Here is a 25,990-nt window from a genome sequence, read left to right as displayed (position 1 = left end):
ATGGGCGCCTATATCCTAAGACGCCTGTTGCTGGTCATTCCGACCCTTCTGGGCATCATGATCGTCAACTTCACGCTGGTGCAGTTCGTGCCCGGTGGTCCCATTGAACAGATCATCGCGCAGATCGAAGGGCAGGGCGACGTCTTTGCTGGGTTCGCTGGTGGTGGCGATGCCGGAGCCGGGGCCGAGCCCGCAGGTGGTGCCTTTGATGACAAATACGTCGGTGCGCGTGGCCTTCCGCCCGAATTCATCGCTGAACTGGAAAAAGAGTTTGGCTTCGACAAACCGCCACTGGAACGCTTTCTAGGCATGATGGGCAACTACCTGACGCTGGATTTTGGCGAGAGCTATTTCCGCTCGATCAGTGTGATTGATCTGGTTCTGGAAAAGATGCCGGTGTCTATTTCGCTGGGTCTGTGGTCGACGCTGATCGCCTATCTGGTGTCGATCCCGCTGGGTATCCGCAAGGCGATCAAGGACGGGTCGAGCTTTGATACTTGGACCAGCGGTGCGATCATCGTGGCCTATGCTATCCCCGGTTTCCTGTTTGCCATTCTGCTGCTGGTGTTGTTCGCCGGTGGCTCTTACTGGCAGATTTTCCCGCTACGGGGTTTGACTTCGGACAACTGGGACAGCCTCAGCCTGTTTGGAAAGATTACTGACTATTTCTGGCACATCGCTTTGCCGATAATCGCGCTGACCATCTCGGCCTTTGCAACGCTGACGCTGCTGACCAAGAACTCGTTTCTGGATGAGATCAAGAAGCAGTACGTGATGACCGCTCGCGCCAAGGGTTTGAGTGAAAGTAAGGTGCTGTATGGTCATGTCTTCCGCAACGCGATGCTGATCGTGATTGCAGGTTTCCCTGCTGTATTCATTGGTGTGTTCTTCGGTGGATCGATCATCATTGAAACCATTTTCTCGCTCGATGGTCTTGGGCGTCTGGGCTTTGAGGCCGCAGTGGCGCGCGACTATCCGGTAATTTTTGGTACGCTTTTCATATTTGGCCTGATGGGGCTGGTCGTCGGCATTATCAGCGATCTGATGTATGTGCTCGTTGACCCGCGTATCGATTTCGAAAAGCGGGAGGGGTAAATGGCACTCTCCCCTCTCAATCAGCGCCGTTGGCGCAACTTCCGGCGCAATGGCAGGGCGTTCTGGTCGCTGATCATCTTCTCGGTGTTGTTCGGCCTATCGCTGTTTGCCGAGTTCATCGCCAACGACAAACCGATCCTGGTAAAGTACCGGGGTGAAATCTACACGCCTGTCTTCAACTTTTACGCCGAGACTGAGTTCGGCGGTGATTTCCAGACCGAGGCGATCTATCGCGACCCCGAGGTCATGTGCCTGATCGATAGCGGCGGATTGGATCAGTGCTTCGATGACCCCGAAGGTATTATCGACGAAATCAAGGCGGGCACGTTCGAAGCGGATGGGTTTGAGCGAGGCTGGGCCATCTGGCCTCCAATCCCGTATTCCTTCAACACCAGCGTGGACCGCCCGGGCGCTGCACCGCTGCCGCCCAATGGTCAGAATCTGCTCGGCACTGACGACACCAAGCGAGATGTGTTAGCTCGAGTCATCTATGGCTTCCGCCTGTCGATCCTGTTCACTTTACTCGTCACCGGTGTGGCCAGTTTGATCGGCATTTTTGCTGGGGCCATTCAGGGGTTCTTTGGCGGTTGGCTGGATCTGATCTTCCAACGTATTATCGAGATCTGGTCGGCGACACCCTCGCTTTATGTCATTATCATCATGTTCGCGATTCTTGGGCGAAGTTTCTGGCTCTTGGTGATTCTGATGATCCTGTTCAGTTGGACCGGACTGGTGGGCGTCGTGCGCGCTGAATTCCTGCGGGCACGAAATTTGGAGTATGTCCGTGCCGCGCGGGCGCTGGGCGTGGGTAACATGACGATCATGTTTCGCCACATGCTGCCTAATGCGATGGTCGCCACGCTGACCTTCATGCCGTTCATCGTGACCGGAACCATCGGTGGGCTGGCTTCGCTGGATTTCCTTGGCTTCGGTTTGCCGTCTTCAGCACCGTCGCTTGGAGAGTTGACTTTGCAGGCGAAACAGAACCTTCAGGCACCGTGGCTGGCCTTCACTGCCTTCTTCACCTTTGCCATCATGCTGTCGCTGTTGGTCTTCATTTTTGAAGGCGTCCGCGATGCGTTTGATCCCAGAAAGACCTTCTCATGAGCCTTTTGGATGTGAACAACCTCAAGGTCTCGTTCCGGCAGGACGGGCAGGTGAGTGCGGCAGTCAAAGGCGTGTCCTTTACCGTCGACCGCGGTGAAACGGTGGCTTTGGTGGGCGAATCCGGTTCGGGAAAATCCGTGACGGCGTTGAGCACTGTGTCGCTGCTGGGTGATAGCGCAATTGTCGAAGGCTCAGTCACCTATCGCGGTCAAGAGATGATTGGCGCGTCCGAAGACAGGTTGATGGACGTGCGCGGCAACGACATTAGTTTCATCTTTCAGGAGCCGATGACCTCGCTCAATCCATTGCACACGATCCAGAAACAGATGGCGGAATCGCTGGCACTGCATCAGGGCGTTACCGGCGATGAGGCGCGGGAACGGATTGTAGAACTGCTGACCAAGGTCGGCATCCGAGACCCCGAGGAGCGGCTGGACAGCTATCCGCACCAGTTGTCCGGCGGGCAGCGTCAACGCGTGATGATCGCGATGGCGTTGGCGAACAAGCCGGACATTTTAATCGCGGATGAGCCGACAACGGCGCTGGACGTCACCATCCAGGCGCAGATTCTGGAGTTGCTGGCCGAACTGCAAAAGTCCGAGAACATGGGGATGTTGTTCATCACCCATGACCTTGGCATCGTCCGCCGCATCGCCGACCGGGTTTGCGTGATGAAGGACGGTGAAATTGTCGAAGCCGGAGTGACAACGGAGATTTTCGACAACCCGCAACACCCCTATACTCGCAAGCTTCTGGAGGCCGAGCCGTCCGGGCACCCCGACCCGGTGGCCCCGGATGCCGAAGAGGTAGCCCGCACCGATCACCTGAAAGTCTGGTTCCCGATCCAGCGCGGTTTCCTGAAACGGACCGTAGGCTATGTGAAGGCCGTCAACGACGCGACCCTCAGCGTCCGTGCCGGGGAAACGCTTGGGATCGTGGGGGAGAGCGGCTCGGGCAAGACGACGCTGGCGCTGGCGATCATGCGTCTGATCGCGTCCGAGGGCGGGATCACTTTCCGCGACCAGAATGTGCGCCGCTGGTCAACGCGCGAGTTGCGGCGGTTGCGCAAGGACATGCAGATCGTATTTCAGGATCCGTTCGGCAGCCTCAGCCCGCGGATGACCTGCATGCAGATCATCGCCGAGGGGCTGGCCATCCATAAGGTCGATCCTCATCGCGCCCCGCGCGATCTGGTGGCCGAAGTGATGAACGAGGTCGGATTGGACCCCTCTGCGATGGACCGCTATCCGCATGAGTTTTCCGGCGGGCAACGCCAGCGGATCGCCATCGCCCGCGCCATGGTGTTGCGGCCCAAGCTGCTGGTTCTGGACGAGCCTACAAGTGCGCTGGACATGACCGTGCAGGTGCAGATCGTTGACCTGCTGCGTGAGCTGCAAAGGAAATACGGGCTGGCCTATCTGTTCATCAGTCACGATCTGAAGGTCGTGCGCGCGATGTCCCACAACGTGATCGTCATGCGAAACGGCGATGTCGTCGAGATGGGCGCTGCCGAAGATTTGTTCGAACACGCTCAGACCGACTATACCCGCGAGCTGATTGCGGCGGCGGGCTGACACGCACCCCGCGCCTTTGATGTCAGGCTATTTCCTTGTTTTTGGCTGACGCGGGAACGGGGCCGCGCAGCTCTTCATAGTGATCGAATTGTAGTTTGACCCAACCGGTCCCGCGGGTAGCACTGGCAAGTGTGCGGTGCAGTTCATCCTCGGCCACGGCGGGGAGTGTCGCATTGAAGATTTCCCAGCCTGAGGCGTTGGGGTTGCCTTCAAACCCAAGAACCTGCCCCTGCAGCGAGCTGATCGTCGGGACAAGATCGCCGACGAAGGTTGAGGGCAGATGGATTTCGGCGTTCAGGATAGGTTGCAGGACGACGGGCTTCGCCTCTGGCAACGCTTCGCGCACGGCATTCTTGCCTGCAGTGCGGAAAGCATAATCCGAACTGTCCACGTTATGGTGTTTGCCGTCGCTGAGTGTCACCTTGACGTCCACAACTGGGAAGCCTTCAGGCCCCTCAACCAGTGCGTCCTTGGCCCCATGTTCAACCGAAGGAATGTAGTTCCGGGGTACGGCCCCGCCTTTGACCACTTCTTCGAACTGAAACCCCGAGCCGCGCGGCAGCGGCGCGATTGAGATCACCACATCAGCGAATTGACCTGCACCGCCGGATTGCTTGCGGTGGCGATGGCGATGATCGACCTTTGTGCGGATGGTCTCGCGATAGGCGGTTCCGGCGGCTTCGGCCTCAATCTCGATGCCAAAATCCTCGGCGAGTTTGGCGGTCACGCGGCGCATGTGCTGCGGGCCTTGTGAGCCCAGAATAGAATGACCGCTCAACTCGTCTTGCTCCAGGTGCAGGCCGGGGTCGATCTCAACCAGCCGGGTCAACGCATTCGACAGGCGCACGTCGTCTCGCTCATGCGCAGGCGATACGACCTGACGATGCGCGGCAGGATGGGATGAGGCCCATTCCGGCAACGGCGTTGCCGCCGCGCTGTCATAGATGAAGCCAGGATTAAGGTGGTCGGATTTGACAGCAAGGCCAATATGTCCGGCTTCAAGCGCGCTGATCTGGGTCTTGGCGTCCAAGGTTGTCAGATTTCCAACAGTTTCGCCACCAAGGGGTTCATGAGCTTTCACGCCGTCGCCCAGACCGCGCAATACGGTGATCTTGCCGATATGCTTCTTCACATCCGCAAAGCCAGCAATGGCACGGGCGTTTTCTTCGGCCTCATCCCGGTCAGCTGCAATGTTGAATTCCGGTGCTTCATGACGCAGCGCTTTCATCAAGCGGGTCAGACCGTTGCCATGGCTCGCGGCACCTAGGCAGGCCGGGATAAGCTGATGGTTCTGCAAGACCTGTGCGGCCAGCTCGTAGACCTCGTCGCTTGGGGGCTGTTTGTCCTCAATCAGTTGCTCCAGCAGATTGTCATCGAAATCCGATAGGGTCTCCAACAACTCGGTGCGTGCTTCCTGTTCGCGGTCTTCCGCTGATTGCGGTAGCTCGATCAGGGCCGAGGGCTGCCCCTCCTGATACTTCCAGGCGCGTTCCGAGATCAGATCGACTGCGCCGATAATGGTGTCTCCGTCCCGGATCGGCACCTGCCGCAGAGCGATGTGGTGGGTGCAATAGGTCTGCAGTGCAGCAACGATGTCGCGGATGCGACCGTTGGGGCTGTCCATGCGGTTGATGAATAAAAAACAGGGAATGCCGGCCTCTTCGACCAACCTTAGATACGGGGCACACAGAACGGCGGCATCGGGGTCAGGTGGGACAACCACAACTGCTGCGTCCGAGATCGCCATGGCTGGGCCGACATAGGCCAGCGCATCGCCGCCTCCGTCTACGTCCACCGCGCACCACGGTTCGTTTAAATAAGAAAAACCGTGCAGATGCACGGTTCCGGCAACATCGAATGTGGTGGGCCGCCCGTCGAGGCGGCTGATCGCTTCGACCAAGGTGGATTTGCCCGATTGGCTGGGGCCGAGGACGGTGAAAACGCGCATGAGTGCTGTCCCTCTTTCAGGTTGCAGTATGGCTGCACGAAAAGGGCTGTCGAACGCATGCGCGTCGGCAAGAACTGTCTGCGTTTGCCTGCCTCAGGCTGTGAAGAGGTGGGTCTCTCCACCCCTTGAGTGTGGAGAAAACCGAAGGCATGCGTCAAGCCCCCGTGCCGGTTTGTAAGGGAAGGTCGCAAAAAACGACCTGCCGAAGAGTGTTCAGATCGCGGAACTATGCCCAGCCTTACTCAGATCATACGTGTCAAAGCTGCGCGCGATCATGCGGGTCAGCGCACGTGCTTCGGGCGGTATGAACAATCCGTTTTCATCCACGCGTAGCAACCCGTCGAAGGCCGCGTTTGCCGTTGCGTACATTTGCTGCAGTTCCGCAGTTGAAATGTCATAATCGCGCAGAATCTCGGCCGAGTTGATCTGAAAATCGCACATCAATGCTTCGATCAGACGAGACCGTAGAACATCCTGATCTTTGAACAAATGCCCGCGCGACGTCGAGAACCGCCCTTCGCGTATGGCCTTCGTATGAGCCGAGGTTGCCGGTGCGTTTTGCGCATATCCTTGCGGGAAGCGTGAGATCGAGCTGGCACCCAAGCCAATCAGAATAGGAGCTTGATCGTCTGTATAGCCCTGGAAATTCCGTTTCAATCGACCAGCGCGCAGCGCATGGGTCAGCCCATCGTCCTGCGTTGCAAAGTGGTCAATCCCGATCTCGGCATAATTGTCCCATAGGAACAGTCGCCGGGCGGTTTCAAAAAGTTCCAGTCGCTGTTCCGGTGTGGGCAGGGCATCTGATGGAATCAACTGCTGGCGCTTGGCCATCCACGGCACATGCGCGTAGCCATAGAGTGCGACCCGGTCAGGGTTCAGCGACAACAGCTTTTGCACACTTTCGGTCATGCGCGCCTTGGTCTGGTGGGGCAGGCCATAAAGAATGTCCGCATTCAGGCTGGATATACCACGCGCGCGGATCATCTCGGCAGCTTCGCGGGTGGTGTCATAGCTTTGAATGCGACCGATGGTTTTCTGGATTTCGTCGTCAAAATCCTGAACGCCGATCGATGCGCGATTCATCCCGGCTTCGGCCAGTGCATCCAGCCGGGCTTCGTCGATCTCATTCGGATCGATCTCGACGGAAAACTCGGCGTCTGGGCCTAAAGGCACAATCTCAAGGATTCGCGCGGCCAGATCCCGCATCAAGTCTGCATTCAACAGCGTCGGCGTACCGCCGCCCCAGTGTAGCCGCGACAATTTAACACCCTCTGGCAGGCGTGCCGCCAGCAGGTCCAGCTCGGCCTTTAGCACGTCGACATAGGCAATGACCGGGTTATCAGTCTGGGTGCCTTGTGTCCGGCAGGCGCAAAACCAGCACAGCCGACGGCAGAAGGGTACATGGATGTAAAGCGAGATTGAACTGCCCGGAGCAATCCCGGAAATCCAGTCGCTAAACAGATCAGCCCCGACGTCATTGCTGAAGTGGGGTGCGGTGGGATAGCTTGTGTAACGCGGTACTTTCGCGTCAAAAAGTCCAAGCCGTGCCAGTTGAGGTTTCAGTGTCATAAAGATATGACTATAGCTGGAGGGCCCAGGGTACTTTGACCGAAATCAAATGGAAGCGCGAATGACACTCAAGGCCCAATTCGACCACACCAATTGCGCAGAATGCCCGATCCGGCATCGTGCGGTGTGCGCGCATTGCGAAAAGGACGAGCTGGAAGAGCTTGAGAACATCAAGTACTACCGCAGCTTTGAGGCGGGGCAGACGATCATCTGGTCCGGCGATCCGATGAATTTTGTCGGCTCGGTCGTGTCGGGAATCGCGTCTTTGACACAGACGATGGAGGATGGGCGCAGGCAAATGGTCGGCCTGCTGCTGCCCAGCGATTTCGTGGGTCGCCCCGGACGGGACAACGCGCCATACGACGTGGTTGCAACCACCGATCTGATGATGTGCTGTTTCCGCAAAAAGCCGTTCGAAGACATGATGATCACGACGCCTCACATCTCGCAGCGCCTGCTGGAAATGACGTTGGACGAACTGGATGCGGCCCGTGAATGGATGCTGGTGCTTGGACGCAAGACCGCGCGAGAAAAGATTGCAAGCCTGCTTTCGATCATCGCGCGCCGGGACGCGTCAATCCACCAAGCCGGAATGGTAGCTCCGATTGTCTTTGACCTGCCACTGACGCGCGAGGCGATGGCCGACTATCTTGGGCTGACCCTGGAAACTGTCAGCCGACAGATTTCCGCCTTGAAGAAAGATCAGGTCATTACTCTGGAAGGTAAACGCCATGTAACAATCCCCGATATGGGGCGCCTAATGGAAGAGGCGGGCGACGATACCGATGGCGGATTTCTGGTCTGATGCCTCAGCCCGCCGCCCTCGAACAATTGGGAGTCCCTTATGGAATTTAGCGGTTTACTCGCCATGCTGTTCATCGGCGCGATAGCTGGCTGGCTGTCGGGGAAAATCATGGAAGGGCGTGGGTTCGGCCTGATCGGGAATATTATAGTCGGGATTGTCGGTGCGTTTCTGGCGGGCACGATCTTTCCCGCCCTGGGCTTTGCGGTTGGCGGAGGGCTCATCTCTTCGATCTTCTTTGCCACTATCGGTGCGGTGATCCTGCTGTTCCTGATCGGCCTGATCCGCAAGACATAAAGCCGCTCCAGAGACGGGCGGCTTTTGCGTTCGTTGGCGTCGTCAGTGGGCCAGAAACACGGGGATTTCTGATTGCTCCAGCATATTGCGGGTCGCGCCACCCAAAATGGCCTCGCGAAAGCGCGAATGGCCATAGGCCCCCATAACGATCATATCGGCCTCGGTATCGGCAGCGTGGCGATTGAGGATGTCCGAGACGCGCGTCATGGTCTTGCTGAGCACGTCGATTTCGCACTTCACCCCATGTCGCGCCAGCATCTGAGATAGCAGACCGCCCGGATCCGATCGATCCGGCCCATGACGCGGTGGATCAATCACAACAATCCGTGTGAGTTCGGCCTGCTTCAAGAATGGCAACGCGCGACGGATGGCGCGCATCGCTTCGACGCTTTCGTTCCAGCCCACCATGACGGTTTTTGGGGCCGAAATCGGTTTGTTATCATCGGGCACTAACAGCACCGGCGAATGGCCTTCGAACATGGCGGCCTCGACGATGGGTTCAGCTTCTGCGTCGCGGTCTTTTCCATAAGGTCGCGGCAATACCACGAGATCCGAAAAGCGCGCGCGACGTGCGACATGTCGCCCGAGATCAGCGATCTGAGCTACCCCGTTTTCAGCGGACCAGCGCACGCCCGACTTACCCAGATAATCCTGAGCGTAGGCGAGTATCTCGTCCGCCTCGGCATTGGCGCGGCTCAGGGTCTCCTGCAGGATCAAAGCGTTTGCACCGGCATAATAATAACCGGTCTGACTGCGATCGACGCCAAGACACAACGCTTCGACATGGGCGTCCTGCCCTTCTGCCAATGCCACCATTTGTGCCAGTGCGTTCTGAGAAAGCTTGGTTTCCGTCATGACCGTAAGAAGAGATTTAAATGCCATGTCGACCTCATGTTTCCGGCGCTGTCCGTTGCCAGCGCGTGTCTGTTTCTGCAAAATACCTCTCACAGAAAACAGGGGCTTGTCTTGATGCAGATCAAAGCGTCAAAGGCGACCTCGCTGCATTACAGCATGCAGTCAAAAAGGTTTCGCGTGACACGAAGAATCGCGCGAGGCATGGCAAAGGGACGCAATATGTCAAATTACATCAAGCTGATCGTGCTTGGGCTGGTGGTGCTGTTCGCAGCCATCGGCTCTAACTACGCACGGGATTTGGCGTATCAGGTGCACGCAATTCTGGTGATGTTGATCGCCGGCGGTCTGTTCATCTGGACGCTTAGAAACACGGAAGAGCCAGATATCCTCGTCGACCGCTCTGGTGAGTATATGGATGACGTGATCCGCTACGGCGTGATCGCAACCGCATTCTGGGGGGTAGTCGGGTTCCTGGCGGGGACTTTTATTGCATTCCAGCTAGCTTTTCCGGCGCTAAACTTCGAATGGGCGCAGGGCTATCTTAATTTCGGGCGTCTGCGGCCTTTGCATACATCGGCGGTTATCTTTGCCTTTGGCGGTAACGCGTTGATCGCAACTTCGTTCTATGTCGTACAGCGCACCAGCGCTGCGCGACTTTGGGGTGGAAACCTGGCATGGTTCGTGTTCTGGGGCTATCAGCTGTTCATCGTGCTTGCGGCAACCGGTTATATACTTGGTGGAACGCAGTCGAAAGAATATGCCGAACCTGAATGGTACGTTGACCTGTGGCTGACTGTTGTCTGGGTTGCCTATCTGGCTGTTTATCTGGGCACGATCATCAAGCGGAAAGAGCCGCACATCTACGTGGCAAACTGGTTCTATCTGGCCTTTATCGTGACTGTCGCCATGCTGCACCTGGTCAACAACATGACCATCCCGGTCAGCATCTGGGGATCGAAATCGGTCATCGTCTGGTCTGGTGTTCAGGATGCCATGATCCAGTGGTGGTATGGCCACAACGCCGTGGGCTTCTTTCTGACTGCCGGTTTCCTGGGTATGATGTACTACTTCATCCCGAAACAGGCTGAGCGTCCGGTATTCAGCTACAAGCTGTCGATCATCCACTTCTGGGCGCTGATCTTCCTGTATATTTGGGCTGGTCCGCACCACCTGCACTATACTGCGCTGCCTGATTGGGCCTCGACCCTTGGCATGGTGTTCTCGGTGATCCTATGGATGCCTTCGTGGGGTGGTATGATCAACGGTCTGATGACCCTGTCGGGTGCATGGGACAAACTACGCACTGACCCAGTGATCCGGATGATGGTGATTTCGGTCGGCTTCTACGGCATGTCCACGTTCGAGGGTCCGATGATGTCGATCCGCGCTGTGAACAGCCTCAGCCACTATACCGACTGGACTATCGGTCACGTACACTCGGGCGCGCTGGGCTGGAACGGTATGATCACCTTTGGTGCTCTTTACTTCCTAGTCCCTGTTTTGTGGAAGCGTGAGCGTCTGTACTCGCTGCAGCTGGTCAGCTGGCACTTCTGGCTCGCCACCATTGGCATCGTTCTCTACGCGGCGTCGATGTGGGTCACCGGTATCATGGAAGGCCTGATGTGGCGTGAAGTGGACGCCAATGGCTTCTTGGTGAATTCGTTCGCTGACACCGTTGCCGCGAAGTTCCCGATGTATGTGGTGCGTGCGCTGGGTGGCGTGATGTTCGTCGCTGGCTCGCTGATCATGTGCTACAACCTGTGGATGACTGTACGGAAAGCGCCGGCCAAAGAGGCCAGCCTGACCGTCGCGGTCCCGGCTGAATAAGGAGGGCCGGAGCAATGGCAATTCTCGACAAACACAAGATCCTCGAGACCAACGCGACCCTCCTGCTGATCTTCAGCTTTCTGGTCGTGACCATCGGTGGCATCGTACAGATCGCGCCCCTGTTCTATCTTGAGAACACCATCGAGAAGGTGGAGGGCATGCGCCCTTACACCCCTCTCGAACTGGCGGGGCGTGAGGTTTATCTGCGCGAAGGCTGCTATGTTTGCCACAGCCAGATGATCCGCCCGATGCGGGATGAGGTTGAACGTTATGGCCACTACTCGCTGGCGGCTGAATCCATGTATGATCATCCGTTCCAATGGGGGTCCAAACGCACCGGGCCGGATATTGCCCGCGTCGGTGGCCGGTATTCGGATCAATGGCAGGTGGACCACCTGCGCGATCCACAATCGGTGGTGCCGGAATCGGTGATGCCGAAATACGGCTTCCTTGAGGATCGTAAGCTAGACGGCAAGTATATCGGTGACATCATGGCGGCAAATGCCGTGGTCGGCACCCCGTATACCGACGAGATGCTTGAACAGGCGCAGGCCGATTTTCGGGCGCAGGCCGATCCGGACAGCGATTATGATGGATTGTTGGAACGCTATGGCGACAAGGTCAATGTGCGTAACTTTGACGGTCAGCCCGAGCTGACTGAAATGGATGCGTTGGTTGCTTACCTCCAGATGCTGGGCACGCTGGTCGATTTCTCGACCTTCACCCCGGACGCAAGCCGTTAAAGGAGGGTGTGATGGAACTATACACAATTCTAAGGCAGTTCGCGGATAGCTGGATGTTGCTGCTCCTGTTCTCGTTTTTTATTGGCATCATCATCTGGGTTTTCCGCCCTGGTGCCAGCAAGGAATACAAGGACACCGCCAACATCCCGTTCCGGCACGCTGATGCCCCAGCGCCCCGTCGGGGCGACGACAAACCCGCCACATCCAAGGAGGCGCGGCAATGAGTAAGACACCTGAAAAACAGCCGGGCGATCCTAACACCACGGGTCACAGCTGGGACGGAATCGAGGAATTCGATAATCCGATGCCACGCTGGTGGCTTTGGACCTTTTACGCGACCATCATTTGGGGCGTGATCTACACGATCATGTACCCAGCATGGCCCTTGGTTCAATCGGCAACCGCCGGTGTGCTGGGTTGGTCCTCGCGCGAGCTGGTGCAGCAGGAAATGGTCGCGTTCGAAGAAGCGAATGCGCCGTGGAATGCCAAGTTGGTGGAAACACCGCTGGAAGAAATCTCGGCCGACGCGGAGCTGCAACAATACGCAGTTAACTCTGGTGGCGCTGTGTTCCGAACCTGGTGCGCGCAGTGCCACGGATCGGGCGCGCAGGGTGCGCCGGGTTTCCCGAACCTGCTGGATGACGCCTGGCTGTGGGGCGGCTCGCTTGAGGATATCGAGTACACCATCGCCTATGGCATCCGGAACGAGGAAAGCGACGACGCGCGCTATTCCGAGATGCCGGCCTTTGGTGAGATCCTCGAAAAGGATGAGATCACTCAAGTGGTTCAATACGTCATGTCCCTGACCAACGCCCAGACCGATGACGCGGCGGCGCAGGCAGGCAAGGTTGTATTCGAAGACAACTGCGCGGCTTGCCACGGTGATGACGGCAAAGGCGACGTTTCCCAGGGTGCGCCGAATCTGACCGATGCGATCTGGCTTTACGGCGGCAGCCAAGAGGCCCTGACCGAGACGGTCACCTACAGCCGCTTTGGCGTGATGCCCCCATGGGAAAATCGCCTGACCGACGCGCAAATCCGCGCCGTGACGGCTTATGTCCACCAGTTGGGTGGCGGTCAGTAAGGGTTAAAAGAACACCTCCGGGCGGTCTCCCGCCCGAAGGTCTAGGCACCGGCTGTTCCATCTGTTCGCGCGTTTCCAGAACAGCCGGTGCCGATTTTCAAACAATAGGGCTGCAATCTCTGCCGGTCCAGATACGGCATTCAAACCAGTATCAAAGATCGTTCAGATTTACATCGCGCGGGTTTTCTCTCCACCAATGATGTTCGGGCAGCCAGCGCCGCTTGCGACGGCCCGGCTTTGGCGCATCGTAGATGTGAGGCGTATTGATGCGTGTCGCGTTCAAAAAAGATCTGGCGAATACGGTCAGCATGGTTTCCCTCCTGTGCAGAGTTGTTTCTGAGCTTTAAGATTGACCTTTCGCACGTCGAATGCGACTCAATTACCATTTCAATGTGTAAGTAGGGTTTACATATGGACTGGCTATCACTGCCGCCGCTGGCCTCTCTCAGGGCCTTTGCAGCCTTCGCTGAGAAGCGAAGTGTTGTCGAGGCCGGTGCTGCGCTCAATGTTAGCCACGCTGCAATCAGCCAGCAGCTTCGCGCGCTCGAGAAACATCTGGGCGCGGCTCTGCTGGACCGAACGGGCAAAGCGCTGACACTTACCGCGGAAGGTGAGCATCTGGCCCGTGCCCTGCAGCTTGGATTTGGTGCGATCGAGGCTGCTGTGGGTGATCTGGCTCGCTCGGCTCAGGACCGCCCGGTTCATGTGTCGCTGACGTCTTCCTTCGCTGCATCTTGGCTGATGCCGCGATTGCCGAGTTTCCGCGCAACGCATCCCGACGTAAACCTGATCTTAGATCCAACCTTTGAGGTGGTCGAGCTGCAACCGGGTGGCGTGGATGTAGCGATCCGTTATGGTGCCGGCGGTTGGCCGGGGGTGGAGTGTGAGATGTTGTTGCAGACGCCGATGGTCATCGTCGCCTCACCCACACTATTGGGTAACAAGACCGATTGGTCCCCGGCAGAACTTGCGCAGTTGCCGTGGCTTGAGGAAATTGGCACGACTGAGGGGACAAAATGGCTGACTGAGCGAGGTGTCGGACCCGAACGCGGCGCGGGGCGTACGCAGCTTCCCGGTAACCTGCTGCTGGATGGTTTGCGGTCTGGGCAAGGGGTCACCGTCACTGTGCGACAATTCGTCGAAGCGGACATCAAAGCGGGCCGCATCGTCGAACTGTTCGCCGAGCCGGATACGCGCGGGTATCACATAGTTACGCAAAAACAAGCTCTTAGGCGATCCGTGAAAATCTTCATCAACTGGCTGAGGCGCGAAGCGCGAAGCCAGCAGTAATTCACGCGTCTAAAGGTGTCTGCGCGATGCGCGTTTTGACCCATGTCAAAGTCCCTTGCCTCGTGATCTGGAAGAACACACACTCAGAATAGCCAGTTGCGGAGCCAGCCTGTGAGCGATTCCAATCCCACCCCCAGTCTCTACGCCGCCAGAGAGCCGATTTTCCCGAGACGTGTGTCCGGCCCGTTTCGCAATTTGAAATGGATCATCATGGCAGTGACGCTGGGCATTTACTATGTGACGCCTTGGATCAGGTGGGATCGCGGGCCAAGCCTTCCGGATCAGGCCGTTCTTCTGGATCTGGCGAACCGCCGCTTCTATTTCTTCTGGATCGAAATTTGGCCGCACGAGTTCTATTTTGTCGCCGGGCTGCTGATCATGGCGGGTTTGGGTTTGTTCCTGTTCACCTCGGCGCTTGGGCGGGTCTGGTGCGGGTATGCCTGCCCGCAGACGGTTTGGACGGACCTGTATATCCTTGTCGAGCGCTGGATTGAGGGCGATCGTAATGCGCGCCTGCGTCTGCACAGGCAGAAAAAGCTGGATTTCCGCAAGGCGCGGCTGCGCCTGACCAAGTGGGTCGCTTGGTTCTTCATCGGGCTCGCAACCGGTGGCGCCTGGGTTTTCTATTTTGCGGATGCACCAACTCTGGCGCGTGATCTGGTCACCGGAAACGCGCATCCAGTGGCCTATACGACGATGCTGATTCTGACCGGCACCACGTTTTTCTTCGGTGGCTTTGCACGCGAACAAATCTGCATCTATGCCTGCCCATGGCCGCGCATTCAGGCCGCGATGATGGACGAGGATACCCTGGTCGTCGGATATCGCGAATGGCGGGGTGAACCACGCGGCAAAGGCAAACGTACGGCTGACAGCGAGCTGGGCGATTGCATCGATTGTATGGCTTGCGTCAATGTCTGTCCGGTAGGGATCGACATTCGAGACGGTCAGCAACTGGAATGCATTACCTGTGCGCTTTGCATCGACGCCTGCGATGACATGATGGCTAAGATAGGCAAGCCCCGTGGTCTGATCGATTATATGGCGCTGAGTGATGAGGCCCGCGAACGCGAAGGTCAGCCACCCAAAAACGTTTGGAAACACATCCTGCGTCCGCGCACGATCCTGTACACGGCGCTATGGTCACTGGTCGGATTTGCATTGCTCTTTGCGCTGTTCATTCGTTCGGATATCGATTTGACGGTTGCGCCGGTGCGGAATCCGACTTTCGTTACCCTTTCAGATGGCACGATCCGTAACACCTATGATGTACGCCTGCGCAACAAACATGGCGAGGATCGGCCATTCAAACTGACGATTGCTGGCGATCCTTCGCTGCAGATTGAAATCGAAGGTGTTGAAGGCGAGACTGTTAATGTTACCGCAGATACGGCACAATTGACCCGCGTCTATATCACCGCTCCGCAGGGTACCGCCCCTGCAGCGGCTGACAGCACCTCGGTTCGCATCTGGGTCGAAGATCTGGAAAGTGGTGAGCGGGCCTACAAGGATACCAGTTTCAACGGACGAGGAAGCTGAGAATGGCAGAACGTCAATTCACAGGCAAACACGCATTGGCGGTATTTGTCGCGGCCTTTGGCGTGATCATCACGGTGAACCTCGTCTTGGCTTATAGTGCAATCAAGACCTTTCCGGGGCTTGAGGTGAAGAACTCTTATGTAGCCAGCCAGGAGTTCAATGAACGTTTGAAGGAACAGCAGGCCTTGGGTTGGAACATCAAGGCCGAGCTGACCGGAGGGCTGCTGGTGCTATACATAACCGATCAGACCGGTTCCCCTGTTGAAGTGGCAGATCTGCAGGCCGTGGTGGGGCGCGCCACCCATGTGAAGGAAGACTTCTCGCCGGACTTTACTTTTGATGGCATCGCCTATGCCGCCCCGGCTGCCCTGGGCAAAGGTAACTGGAACATTCGCCTTGTGGCGAAAGCAAAAGATGGTGCCGAGTTCGCGCAACGTGTGCCCCTGTATGTGAAAGGTTAGAGATGGTTGCGCAAGCCACTCCATCTCGGGCAGCCTGTCCCGGCTGCATCGCAGCCCCGGCGGAAGCGGCGCTGCGAATCCCAGAGGATGTGCAGATCGCGCTGTCGCTGCCGGGCATCCACTGCTCGGCCTGCATCTCTACGGTCGAGCGTGAGTTGAATGCCCATCCCGGCGTTGAAGACGCGCGGGTCAATCTCACGCTGAAACGCGCGATGATCAAGGCGGCACCGGATACGCGCGCCGCCGATCTGATCCCGGTGCTGGAGCGCGCTGGCTTTGAAGCCCACGAACTGGATCCGGGTGCGCTTTCGGCTACGCAAACCGATAAGGCCGGGCGCGATCTGCTGATGCGGCTAGCAGTGGCGGGTTTTGCTTCGATGAACGTGATGCTGTTATCGGTGTCGGTCTGGTCCGGCGCCACCGATGCGACGCGCGACATGTTCCACTGGATATCTGCGGCGATTGCGCTGCCTGCAATTGCGTTCTCGGCCCAGCCTTTCTTTTCCAACGCCTGGAGCGCGCTGCGCGTACGCCGGTTGAATATGGATGTGCCGATTGTTTTGGCGATACTGCTAGCTCTGGTCACGTCGCTTTGGGAAACTGCACTCAGCGGTGAACATGCTTATTTCGACGCGGCTTTGACCCTGACATTCTTCCTGCTAGCGGGCAGGTATTTGGACTATCGCACCCGTGCCGCGGCACGTTCGGCTGCCGAAGAACTAACCGCGCTGGAGGTCCCGCGCGCCATCCGGCTCGTGGATGGGACCGAAGCGGAAGTGGCGGTTGCGAGCCTTAACGTGGGTGATCTGATTCTGGTTCGCCCCGGAGGTCGCATGCCAGTGGATGGCGAAATCATCTCGGGCCAGTCCGAGTTGGACCGGTCGCTGCTGACCGGGGAAACCCTCCCGGTCTTTGCCGAGGCCGGGCTGAACGTCAGTGCAGGTGAGGTTAACCTGACCGGCCCTCTGACCATCCGTGCGACGGCAGTCGGGGAAGATACCTCGCTGCACCGTATGGCGGATCTGGTAGCCATCGCTGAATCGGGCCGGTCACGGTATACCTCGCTGGCAGACAAGGCGGCCAAGCTTTATGCGCCGGGGGTACATATACTCTCCGCGCTCAGCTTCTTAGGATGGTATATTTATTCGGGCGATATCCGGACGGCGCTGAATATCGCTGCGGCGGTTTTGATCATCACATGTCCCTGCGCGCTGGGCTTGGCAGTCCCGGCGGTAACCACTGCAGCATCAGGCCGATTGTTCCGCAGCGGCATGCTGATCAAACACGCGACCGCGTTAGAACGGCTGGCCGAAGTGGATACTGTGGTATTTGACAAGACCGGCACCCTAACATCTGGTGCTCCCGAGTTGACCAATCTTGGTGATCATTCGCGTACCGATTTGCAAGTGGCTCTGGCATTGGCCGAAGCGTCTTCGCACCCCTTGTCTCTTGCCCTTGCAAAGGCTGCGCGTGAGGCCGGGATCAAGCCTGCCAAGTTGCACGATGTTGTTGAGGTGGCGGGATATGGCACTGAGGGCGTTTACCGTGATCAGCAGGTCCGGCTGGGTCGAGCGGCCTGGGTCGGCGGCGAAGATGGTGAGCAGACCGCAGCCTGGCTCGCAATTGGATCGCGGACGCCATCACGCTTTACTTTTACCGAAAGTCTGCGCGCAGGCGCTGCCGAGGCGGTTGCGGCTTTCCGCACTGCTGGCAAAGACGTCATCCTGATTTCCGGCGATATGCAAGGCGCGGTTCAGGCCTTGGCGGGCAAGCTTGGCATTGAGAACTGGATCGCCCAGGCCTTGCCACAAGACAAAGCCGCCAAAGTGCGGGAGCTGAGTGATCAGGGTCGGCACGTTCTGATGGTCGGCGATGGGCTGAACGATACGGCGGCATTGGCGGCGGCGCATGTCTCGATTTCTCCGGCCAGCGCCTTGGATGCCGCGCGGGTGGCGTCGGATATCGTGCTACTGGGCAATGATCTGTCCCCGATCGCTGAGGCTTGCGATACAGCCGTCAGGGCGACGCGTCGGATTCGCGAGAATTTCCGGATCGCCACTGTCTATAACATCATCGCGGTGCCGCTGGCCGTTGCCGGGTTGGCGACACCCCTTATTGCGGCATTGGCGATGTCGACCTCGTCGATTACTGTTTCGCTGAACGCCTTGCGGCTGAGGTAACTCTGATGGAAGTGCTTGCCTATCTGATCCCGATTTCCCTGCTTTTGGGCGGGGTTGGCTTGGTTGCGTTTATCTACACGGTCCGCTCGAACCAGTATGAGGATCCGGAAGGCGATGCGCGCCGTATCCTAAGCGACGAATGGGATGACAAGCCCAAGCCCTGACAGAGGCGTCAACAGCCCTTGAAATTGCCGCAATGCCCGGCTATGTCCGGCCCATCCGCTAGAAGAGAGATTGTAGCCTCATGGCAACCTTAAACCCGATCCAGTTCATTCAGCAGGTCCGCGCAGAAGTCGCAAAGGTCGTCTGGCCGACCCGTCGTGAGGTTCTGTTGACCACGGTCATGGTGTTCATCATGGCGGCGCTGACGGCTGTGTTCTTTGCTCTGGTTGATCTGGGCATTCGCGGCGGTCTGCAACTGGTACTCGGCGCGTTTAGCTAAGCCGGTTTGGGCAAGCTGAAACGCGACTGCCCCCTTGCACAGCTTGCGATGTCAGAGTAGGTGACATGACTATTCGGAATGGGCGTGCGGCGAATCGGGCTGCGCGCCGCTTTTTATTCCGGGTGACGCAATAGGATTTCAACGAAGGGCGCGATGCGTCGCAGCCCAAAGGCAAACAAGGACGACAGGTTCATGGCGAAACGGTGGTATTCGGTCAGCGTTCTTTCGAATTTCGAAAAGAAGATCGCAGAGCAGATCCGCACGTCGGTGGCTGAGCAGGGCCTTGAAGACGATATCGACGAGGTACTGGTGCCCACCGAAGAGGTGATCGAAGTGCGCCGGGGCAAGAAGGTCACCACCGAACGTCGCTTTATGCCGGGTTACGTGCTGGTACACATGGAAATGTCGGATCAGGGCTATCACCTGATCAACTCGATCAATCGCGTTACCGGCTTCCTGGGCCCTCAGGGCCGCCCGATGCCGATGCGCGACGCCGAGGTGAACCAGATCCTCAACCGCGTTCAGGAAGGTGAAGAAGCGCCCAAGCTGATGATCAGCTTCGAGGTCGGCGAGAAGGTCAAGGTCAACGACGGCCCGTTCGAGGATTTCGACGGCATGGTCGAAGGTGTGGACGACGAGAACCAGAAACTGAAAGTTTCGGTTTCGATCTTTGGCCGCGAAACACCGGTCGAGCTGGACTTTACGCAGGTCACCAAGCAGAGCTGATTGGTTTCCATCGTACCATCGTTTGGGGTGCCTTATGGGCACCCTTTTTACGTTTGGGGCGTGCTCATCTGCCAGACAGTTTGATCCTCACCAAAACCTTTAAGTGATACAGTTCCGACCGGTTCGCAGAGTGTCGGGAGAAATGCTGCGGCTGTATCCGAAAGGACATGGTCGCAATCCAAGTCTGTGGCCGCCGCTACAAGTCTAGCCGCCAAATTGACGTCTGGACCGATGGCCGTGAAATCCAGCCGGTCCCCGCCACCTACATTGCCATAATGGAAGCGACCGTGATGAATTGCAGTGCGCACGCCTAGCTTTTGCTGAAAATCGGCCTCGGCCAGCGACGCCACACCCTCGCGCACCGCTGCGATGGCGGCCTGAATCTGCACCTTTGGCGGAAGATTCGTGCTGGTTGGGAAGATGGCAAAAAAGCCGTCGCCCATGAACTTCAGAATCTCTCCGCCGTGGTCCATGACCGACGGGACAAGGCAATCAAACGTGTCATTCAGCAGCCGGACCAGCGTATCGCCGGAAACCGAATTCGAAAGGCGGGTAAATCCCTTGAGATCCGCAAACAGGATAACGGCCTCGATTTTGCTGCCATCACCGCGATGTACTTTACCGTCCAGAATGTGGGCGCCACTGTTACGGCCGACATAGGTCGACAGAAGGTAGGTCGCGTCGAGCCGCAGCATATAGGTCTCGGTCAGGCGGGCGAGCGGACCGCGAACCCGGCTCAGGATCGCTAGATCACTCTCTGAAAACCCACCGGGCGTGGCACTTGACCAAGTGCAGACATGGGTATCGCCGTTGAGATAGATCAGCGGTTGCGCCAGATAATCGGTGAAGCCCTGCTCGCGCAATTCGCCGACAATGATGTAATCCTCGGGGCAGCTGGGGTCTTCCAGATGGCGGCGGATGGGTTGCTGACGCTCGATCACATGCGGCAGGGGGTTATCGGTGTAGATCGCCTCGGTGAACAATTGAGACGGCGCGTCGACCCGATCAACGCCAGCGTCCGCTTTCCACAGGAAACGTCGACCCATCAGATTGGGATGCAGCGTCCAGATGAACAAACCGAACCGGTCGATGGCGACACCGGCATCCAGCAGACGGGTACAGATACCTTCGATGATATCGACCGCATTTCCAGCTGGACGGGCACCGTCAACCATCCACTCGATCAAAGCGTCGATCTTGTCCTGTTTTGGGATCGGTTCCGGTGGGGTCGGCATAGTGGCACCCTCAAGATAGAACGCCGCGATGCAAACAGACACCGCGGCGTTATTTGTATCAGCCTCGCAGTGGCTGAAACGACTGAGTGCGCGACTTACTGCGCTTGAACCATAGCCGCACGCAACAGTTGCGGGCGGTCGGTCTGGGACGGCAGGAAGACGGCTTGCGAACCGGCATCCAGTGCCGAAAGGCTCGCATCGTACCACTGCATCGCAAGATCGCGACGCTGTTGCACACCAAAGCCTTCGCGCAGGTGGTGGCCGATCAACTCTCCATAGGCAGGCTCACCCATCGCGACTAGCATCAATGCGGAACCGACTGCCGTGTCCATGTTGTCCTGACGGTAGCCCATCGACAGACAGACCTTGCTTGTCGCGGCAAGATCAGCGGGGCTGAGGCCCGAGTCCAGCGCAAGCTTGCGTACCTGGGTTTCAGCTTCTGCCTTCGAGCTGATCGACAGCGCATCAACTTGCGGTGCCAACATTTCACCGTACGAGTCGCATTGTGCGCTTACCTGATCTGGCGTCAGCCCCTGGATATCCGCCATCAGATCTTCGCCACGCGCCATCGCATAGCTGCGAGCAAGGCAGAACTGTTCGCTGAGGGCAAAATCGGCATCCGTCATGTTCGACAACGTCGTGTAGCCGCCATTGGTCGAAGTTTGCAGCATCACACCGCTACACCGATTGGCGAGCGATGGGCCTCCGGTCCCACCGGAAAACAGGCTCGGCAGGCTGGCAGAGGCGGTTTCAGTTGTATTGGCCTCGGGCTCTGGTTCCTGAGCTTGAGGAACCACAACCGGAATCGTGGTTGCTGGGGCTTGTGCTGGTGCCTGAGGGGCGGCAGCCAGGGCAGAGCCGGTTTGTATCTGCCGGCGGTATTCCATCAAAAGCGGTTGGCCTGCGAGTTGAGTTGTCGTCTGACCGCCGCTTGTCGCCCAGTAATAGGCCTGCATCAGGAAGTCGCGCTGATAGGGCTGGAAGTCATAGCCATTCACGGGGTAGCCCATCGAGACCTGATAGCGTTCGATCGCAGACCGTGTGCCACGACCGACTTGACCATCAACGCGACCCGCATTGTAGCCGAAATAGTTGAGCGCGGTCTGGGTTTGCGCCCCTTGTGTGGTCGACGGAATTCCGGGGCGATAGGTGCGTGTTGTTGTTGACCTCGTCCGGGCTTGCTGTTTTCTCTGCTGATCCCGGCCGATAGCGTAGCCGATGACGCCACCAACCACAGCACCGCCCAGTATCTCGCCAGCATCGGCCCGCGCGGTCTGAGGAGAAGACGCCGCAAATGACAGCGCGATGCCAACTGTTATTAATAAACGAATGATCATAATTAACCTCCACCAAAAATACTAATTTCGTCGAGTATAGCACAGCTGCGAGTATTGAGGTGAGGGGGGTGGCGGAAACCCGACCATCCCGCAACCACCGCGCAGATTCTGCATTGATATTAATTTCTTAAGAGTTGTCAGTCGCACCTTGTTAGTAACGATCTGTACGCCGTGAGCGTATAAGACCCACTTGAGGGCTTGATTCGATGTGTGAGAGCAGGGCAGGCCACTTGCCAACCCCGCCGTTCCGCTGTAAGTGCCGCCCCTATCGTCTTCGGGCGAGATTCTCTCGTGGGAGGTTGCTGGGATCGCGATCCCGGATCGGACCACGCAACATAGTCTGGGTGAAACGCGTTTCACCTAAGTTGAAAGGAAAACCAAATGGCCAAGAAGCTTGCTGGTACAATGAAGCTGCAGGTTCCTGCAGGTCAGGCGAACCCGTCGCCGCCAGTTGGTCCGGCGCTGGGTCAGCGCGGCATCAACATCATGGAATTCTGCAAGGCGTTCAACGCCAAGACCGCAGACATGGAGCCCGGCGCCCCGTGCCCGACCGTGATCACCTACTATCAGGACAAGTCCTTCACCATGGACATCAAGACGCCGCCCGCGTCTTACTACCTGAAAAAAGCGGCTGGTCTGAAGCCGGTCGGCAAGCGGAACCGCCCTCGTGGTGCGGAAAACCCAGGTCGTGAGACCGTGGCAACCGTAACCTCGAAGCAGGTTCGTGAAATCGCCGAAGCCAAAATGAAAGATCTGAACGCCAACGACGTCGAAGGCGCAATGCAGATCATCCTGGGCTCGGCCCGCTCAATGGGCATCGAGGTGAAGTAAGATGGCAAAACTCGGTAAACGTACCCGCGCTGCGCGCGAAGCTGTCGCTGGCAAGGAAAACCTGTCGGTCGAAGAAGCTGTTTCCCTGGTCAAAGGCAACGCAACCTCAAAATTCGACGAGACCATCGAGATCGCTCTGAACCTCGGCGTTGACACCCGTCACGCGGACCAGATGGTTCGCGGCGTTGTTGGCCTGCCGAACGGTACCGGCAAAGCGATGCGCGTCGCTGTATTTGCTCGTGGCCCCAAGGCAGACGAAGCGAAAGAAGCGGGCGCAGATATCGTTGGCGCGGAAGACCTGATGGAAACCATTCAGGGCGGCACCATCGAATTTGATCGCTGCATTGCAACCCCGGACATGATGCCGATCGTCGGTCGTCTGGGTAAAGTGCTCGGCCCCCGCAACCTGATGCCGAACCCCAAAGTTGGCACCGTGACCATGGACGTGAAAGCGGCTGTGGAAGCAGCAAAAGGTGGTGAAGTTCAGTTCAAAGCGGAAAAAGGCGGCGTTGTGCACGCCGGTGTTGGCAAAGCGTCCTTCGACGAAGCCAAGCTGGTCGAGAACGTCCGTGCCTTCATCTCGGCTGTGGCCAAGGCCAAGCCGTCGGGTGCCAAAGGCACCTATATGAAGAAAATCGCGCTGAGCTCGACCATGGGCCCGGGTGTGACTCTGGACGTGGCGGCTGCTGCGGGCGAATAAGCCTTAGCGTTAAGCTGTGAGAACTTGATCCCGGGTAGTGAGAACTGTCCGGGATTTTTATTGCGTGCCACATGAGAAACAGGCTCTAGCTGTGTGATAGCGTGGTTGCTTGCACATCAATTGAAATCTTGAAGTTTTGCCAATTTCAAACCCGGTTACAGCTAAGCTGACTAAAAAGCAGCGATACGCACAAACATAGATTCACTGCTTCAGCAGCGGTGGCTAAAGAAGCGATTGAACTAGGGGGTGCGGTCTGACACAGTTCCCCCATTGCCGTGTAGTAGCTGTTCGAGAATACCCATCAATGAACCAAAATATTCGTCAGAAATCACTTCCAGAAGATCGACGCGCCTTTTGGGACCAGTTTTATGCGAAATCGGCAGGGTCATGGGAGCTTACCTTGCCGTCGCAATTCGCAGCGTTTGTGGCAAATGAGATTGATCGGCAGTCACATGTCATTGACGTAGGGTGTGGGAATGCCCGTGACAGTTTTTTCTTTTCACGACACGGGTTCAAAGTGAGCGGCATGGATGCGTCTGAGGCAGCGATTGCGTCAGCGCAAAAGCATGCACAAAAGCAGGGCGGCGACGATCTTGAATTTGTTCAGACCAATCTCGAAGATGGATTGATTGAGCGTGTGTTGTCCGAGCGACGATCTGAAATCGTTTGCGTTTATGCTCGGTTCTTTTTGCATGCGATCACAGATGATGAAGAAGATGCTCTGATCCGGGCGCTGCGGAGCGAGTGCAGGCCTGGCGATGTCGTAGCGTTCGAATATCGAACGTTGGCGGACCGAGCCACAACGAAAATTGCGGCGCCGCATTTCCGGCGATACGTAAGTGCGACGGATCTGGATTCAAAAATGGAAGCCTCAGAATTCCGAAAGTGTTATGGCGTCGAAGGCAGTGGTTTCGCAAAATATAAAACAGAAGATGCGATCGTCGCCCGCGCGATCTATGAAAAAACACAATGACAGAAGAAGAGTTAATCAAGGAGCTTGCCTCACTTCGAGAGCATGTTTTCACCCATGCTGCGGCACAAACTGCACTACCACGGCCTCGTAAAACGCGCTTGGCTGTCAATTCGCTAAAGGAACCAATAAAGCGCTTGGAAAACCAGGCGCTATTTGATGACTGGGAAGAGACCTATATCCTTCTTTGCTGCCATGGGAGAACAAAGCCTGCTCGGACGCACGGTAGGCTAAAGCACATGGAGACTCGCTATGCGGATCAGGGCAAAGAGGCGCGCTTTGCCTCATTTTTTGAGCGCGTGAAGCAGACGCTACACCCCGATTTCATTACACCGCATGGCTATAACAGAACATTCGGGGAAAAGGCTGGCGATGATATCTTTTCAAAACTTGACGCCGAGCTTGCACCCGTAATTCGTTTGGGGAAGCCGATCATTCTGTACGCTGGCGCTTTGTTGGGTCATGTTCGCGAGGGTGGATTGATTGGTCACGACGATGATGTCGATTTTGCGGTGTATCTGGGTGAGTCAACGCTTGAAGGTGTTGCAGGAAAATGGGCCGAATATCAGCGAGAATTGCTGGAAAGCGATTGCTTGGATGCCAATTCGCTAAAAAACAGCATACCTATATTCAAAGTTAAAAATAACTTGGGTATTGATATCGATCTGTTTCCGGCTTGGACGGAGAACGGGCGCTTTAGCGTGTATCCGTACTCACTTTATGATCTGCCGGAAAGCGCGATTTTCCCGCTTAAATCTCTTAACGGTGGGGAAATCATGCTACCGCAGGACGCGCCCGCATTGCTGGCGCAGAGTTACGGTGAAAATTGGCGGATACCGGACCCGCTGTTTCATTTCGCTTGGCGAAGGGCGCGCCGCAAGTTTGCACCTTTGCTTCAGCACGACTTTAGTATCGGTTGAAAGCACCGCATCATCGTGTCCTCAAGCAACAGTCGCATTTGCGTCACGGGATAAACTGGAGAAATACTTGTCCAGATCAATATGCGGATAGGCGCTATGTCGTGGCTGGGGCGAAGCTATGGTGCGCGCAGCGAAATCCGCAAGCCTTAGTGTCGGCTCGTTTTCTGGAAACCGAGATGCCTCAGAACAGTTTCAACTATGTCGCAGCCCCTGCGCGGGAGGTGCAAGTCGCCTAAATTTACCTCTTGGAAACCCGGCCTATCTGTCCTAAGTAGAGCCACGGAATAAAGCGTGCGATTCGTCGTGCGCTTTATTTTGTTTCGTCCAAGACGGTGGGTGGTGCCATATGGCCCCTTAATTCCCTGCCTGAGACGGGTAAGACCAAAGAATTCTGAGGGTCACGATCCTCGGGCGCATTTTGGCCAATCCCGTAACAACGGACCTGAACGCCGGGGCTA

27 protein-coding genes are annotated in these 25,990 nt (G+C 57.2%); 20 read left to right on the top strand and 7 right to left on the bottom strand.

Translation table 11 applies throughout. The features are described from left to right. The 3 genes from ACR0AU_RS05875 to ACR0AU_RS05865 are packed head-to-tail and all read left to right on the top strand — an operon-like array spanning position 1 to position 3,776. Positions 1–1,095, top strand: coding sequence for a microcin C ABC transporter permease YejB (locus ACR0AU_RS05875; protein WP_170398655.1), 1,095 nt, complete (start codon positions 1–3; stop codon positions 1,093–1,095). Continuing rightward, positions 1,096–2,202, top strand: a complete 1,107-nt coding sequence (locus ACR0AU_RS05870; RefSeq protein ID WP_170398652.1) for an ABC transporter permease — start codon at positions 1,096–1,098, stop codon at positions 2,200–2,202. Continuing rightward, positions 2,199–3,776 carry an ABC transporter ATP-binding protein gene (locus ACR0AU_RS05865; protein ID WP_480795404.1) on the top strand — a complete coding sequence of 526 codons (1,578 nt, stop codon included), beginning with the start codon at positions 2,199–2,201 and terminating at the stop codon, positions 3,774–3,776. Before ACR0AU_RS05870 ends, ACR0AU_RS05865 begins: the two co-directional genes overlap by 4 nt. A 22-nt stretch (positions 3,777–3,798) precedes the next feature. Here ACR0AU_RS05865 and ACR0AU_RS05860 read toward each other — a convergent pair whose 3' ends face one another. After that, entirely contained in the window at positions 3,799–5,724 is a 1,926-nt protein-coding gene (locus ACR0AU_RS05860) for an elongation factor G (RefSeq protein ID WP_170732477.1), read from the bottom strand. A 213-nt stretch (positions 5,725–5,937) separates the two neighbouring features. Then, positions 5,938–7,293, bottom strand: coding sequence for an oxygen-independent coproporphyrinogen III oxidase (hemN, locus tag ACR0AU_RS05855; protein WP_170406528.1), 1,356 nt, complete (start codon positions 7,291–7,293; stop codon positions 5,938–5,940). 61 nt (positions 7,294–7,354) lie between these two features. On the opposite strand from hemN, the gene fnrL reads away from it, so the two are divergent. Then, the gene (gene fnrL, locus ACR0AU_RS05850; RefSeq protein WP_170406526.1) at positions 7,355–8,098 is read left to right on the top strand and encodes a transcriptional regulator FnrL; all 744 of its coding nucleotides are present in this window, start codon (positions 7,355–7,357) and stop codon (positions 8,096–8,098) included. Between the two features lie 39 nt (positions 8,099–8,137). Further along, positions 8,138–8,392, top strand: a complete 255-nt coding sequence (locus tag ACR0AU_RS05845) for a GlsB/YeaQ/YmgE family stress response membrane protein (protein WP_170398637.1) — start codon at positions 8,138–8,140, stop codon at positions 8,390–8,392. A 42-nt stretch (positions 8,393–8,434) separates the two neighbouring features. On the opposite strand, the gene ACR0AU_RS05840 is transcribed toward ACR0AU_RS05845, so the two are convergent. After that, positions 8,435–9,274 carry a universal stress protein gene (locus ACR0AU_RS05840; RefSeq protein WP_170398633.1) on the bottom strand — a complete coding sequence of 280 codons (840 nt, stop codon included), beginning with the start codon at positions 9,272–9,274 and terminating at the stop codon, positions 8,435–8,437. Between the two features lie 192 nt (positions 9,275–9,466). On the opposite strand from ACR0AU_RS05840, the gene ccoN reads away from it, so the two are divergent. The 4 genes from ccoN to ccoP are packed head-to-tail and all read left to right on the top strand — an operon-like array spanning position 9,467 to position 12,901. Further along, positions 9,467–11,074, top strand: coding sequence for a cytochrome-c oxidase, cbb3-type subunit I (ccoN, locus tag ACR0AU_RS05835; protein ID WP_170398630.1), 1,608 nt, complete (start codon positions 9,467–9,469; stop codon positions 11,072–11,074). Positions 11,075–11,088: 14 nt separating this feature from the next. Next, the gene (gene ccoO, locus ACR0AU_RS05830; RefSeq protein WP_170398627.1) at positions 11,089–11,817 is read left to right on the top strand and encodes a cytochrome-c oxidase, cbb3-type subunit II; all 729 of its coding nucleotides are present in this window, start codon (positions 11,089–11,091) and stop codon (positions 11,815–11,817) included. A gap of 11 nt (positions 11,818–11,828) precedes the next feature. Further along, positions 11,829–12,041 (top strand): cbb3-type cytochrome c oxidase subunit 3, encoded by a 213-nt coding sequence (locus ACR0AU_RS05825; RefSeq protein ID WP_170398624.1) that lies wholly within the window; start codon positions 11,829–11,831, stop codon positions 12,039–12,041. Further along, complete coding sequence (gene ccoP / locus ACR0AU_RS05820; RefSeq protein ID WP_170398621.1) at positions 12,038–12,901, top strand: cytochrome-c oxidase, cbb3-type subunit III; 864 nt, start codon at positions 12,038–12,040, stop codon at positions 12,899–12,901. The genes ACR0AU_RS05825 and ccoP overlap by 4 nt, the downstream gene beginning before the upstream one ends. Before the next feature lie 151 nt (positions 12,902–13,052). Here ccoP and ACR0AU_RS05815 read toward each other — a convergent pair whose 3' ends face one another. Further along, the gene (locus tag ACR0AU_RS05815) at positions 13,053–13,211 is read right to left on the bottom strand and encodes a hypothetical protein (RefSeq protein ID WP_170398617.1); all 159 of its coding nucleotides are present in this window, start codon (positions 13,209–13,211) and stop codon (positions 13,053–13,055) included. Positions 13,212–13,312: 101 nt separating this feature from the next. Here ACR0AU_RS05815 and ACR0AU_RS05810 point away from each other — a divergent pair, with 101 nt between their 5' ends. The 7 genes from ACR0AU_RS05810 (at position 13,313) to nusG (ending at position 19,539) form a co-directional block, all read left to right on the top strand. After that, entirely contained in the window at positions 13,313–14,191 is an 879-nt protein-coding gene (locus ACR0AU_RS05810) for a LysR family transcriptional regulator (RefSeq protein WP_170406517.1), read from the top strand. Between the two features lie 111 nt (positions 14,192–14,302). Further along, positions 14,303–15,730, top strand: coding sequence for a cytochrome c oxidase accessory protein CcoG (gene ccoG / locus ACR0AU_RS05805; protein WP_170398610.1), 1,428 nt, complete (start codon positions 14,303–14,305; stop codon positions 15,728–15,730). A 2-nt stretch (positions 15,731–15,732) separates the two neighbouring features. After that, complete coding sequence (locus ACR0AU_RS05800; protein ID WP_170398607.1) at positions 15,733–16,191, top strand: FixH family protein; 459 nt, start codon at positions 15,733–15,735, stop codon at positions 16,189–16,191. Between the two features lie 2 nt (positions 16,192–16,193). Further along, a complete protein-coding gene (locus tag ACR0AU_RS05795; protein ID WP_170776264.1) occupies positions 16,194–18,371 on the top strand; it encodes a heavy metal translocating P-type ATPase in 2,178 nt (725 codons plus the stop codon). A gap of 5 nt (positions 18,372–18,376) precedes the next feature. Then, positions 18,377–18,535 carry a cbb3-type cytochrome oxidase assembly protein CcoS gene (gene ccoS / locus ACR0AU_RS05790; RefSeq protein ID WP_074737762.1) on the top strand — a complete coding sequence of 53 codons (159 nt, stop codon included), beginning with the start codon at positions 18,377–18,379 and terminating at the stop codon, positions 18,533–18,535. Positions 18,536–18,615: 80 nt separating this feature from the next. Further along, positions 18,616–18,813, top strand: a complete 198-nt coding sequence (gene secE, locus ACR0AU_RS05785; protein ID WP_170398600.1) for a preprotein translocase subunit SecE — start codon at positions 18,616–18,618, stop codon at positions 18,811–18,813. A gap of 192 nt (positions 18,814–19,005) precedes the next feature. Further along, positions 19,006–19,539 carry a transcription termination/antitermination protein NusG gene (nusG, locus tag ACR0AU_RS05780; RefSeq protein WP_152459924.1) on the top strand — a complete coding sequence of 178 codons (534 nt, stop codon included), beginning with the start codon at positions 19,006–19,008 and terminating at the stop codon, positions 19,537–19,539. Positions 19,540–19,586: 47 nt separating this feature from the next. Here the strand turns inward: nusG and ACR0AU_RS05775 are convergent, their stop codons facing one another. Then, positions 19,587–20,774 (bottom strand): adenylate/guanylate cyclase domain-containing protein, encoded by a 1,188-nt coding sequence (locus tag ACR0AU_RS05775; protein WP_170732468.1) that lies wholly within the window; start codon positions 20,772–20,774, stop codon positions 19,587–19,589. Positions 20,775–20,869: 95 nt separating this feature from the next. Beyond that, the gene (locus ACR0AU_RS05770) at positions 20,870–22,111 is read right to left on the bottom strand and encodes a peptidoglycan-binding domain-containing protein (RefSeq protein ID WP_170398593.1); all 1,242 of its coding nucleotides are present in this window, start codon (positions 22,109–22,111) and stop codon (positions 20,870–20,872) included. A gap of 381 nt (positions 22,112–22,492) precedes the next feature. Here ACR0AU_RS05770 and rplK point away from each other — a divergent pair, with 381 nt between their 5' ends. Both rplK and rplA read left to right on the top strand, forming a co-directional pair. Continuing rightward, a complete protein-coding gene (gene rplK / locus ACR0AU_RS05765; protein WP_010440985.1) occupies positions 22,493–22,942 on the top strand; it encodes a 50S ribosomal protein L11 in 450 nt (149 codons plus the stop codon). Between the two features lies 1 nt (position 22,943). Then, entirely contained in the window at positions 22,944–23,642 is a 699-nt protein-coding gene (rplA, locus tag ACR0AU_RS05760; protein WP_010440987.1) for a 50S ribosomal protein L1, read from the top strand. A gap of 239 nt (positions 23,643–23,881) precedes the next feature. Here the strand turns inward: rplA and ACR0AU_RS05755 are convergent, their stop codons facing one another. Beyond that, on the bottom strand, positions 23,882–24,031 hold the full coding sequence (locus ACR0AU_RS05755) for a hypothetical protein (RefSeq protein ID WP_480439580.1): 150 nt from the start codon (positions 24,029–24,031) through the stop codon (positions 23,882–23,884). 11 nt (positions 24,032–24,042) lie between these two features. Here ACR0AU_RS05755 and ACR0AU_RS05750 point away from each other — a divergent pair, with 11 nt between their 5' ends. Then, positions 24,043–24,615 carry a class I SAM-dependent methyltransferase gene (locus ACR0AU_RS05750; protein WP_480795608.1) on the top strand — a complete coding sequence of 191 codons (573 nt, stop codon included), beginning with the start codon at positions 24,043–24,045 and terminating at the stop codon, positions 24,613–24,615. Next, complete coding sequence (locus ACR0AU_RS05745; protein WP_480593428.1) at positions 24,612–25,532, top strand: hypothetical protein; 921 nt, start codon at positions 24,612–24,614, stop codon at positions 25,530–25,532. Before ACR0AU_RS05750 ends, ACR0AU_RS05745 begins: the two co-directional genes overlap by 4 nt. The last annotated feature ends 458 nt before the right edge of the window (positions 25,533–25,990 follow it).

It is taken from the genome of Ruegeria sp. CG1 (assembly GCF_056537265.1).
This window is presented reverse-complemented; position numbering and strand designations above follow the sequence as displayed.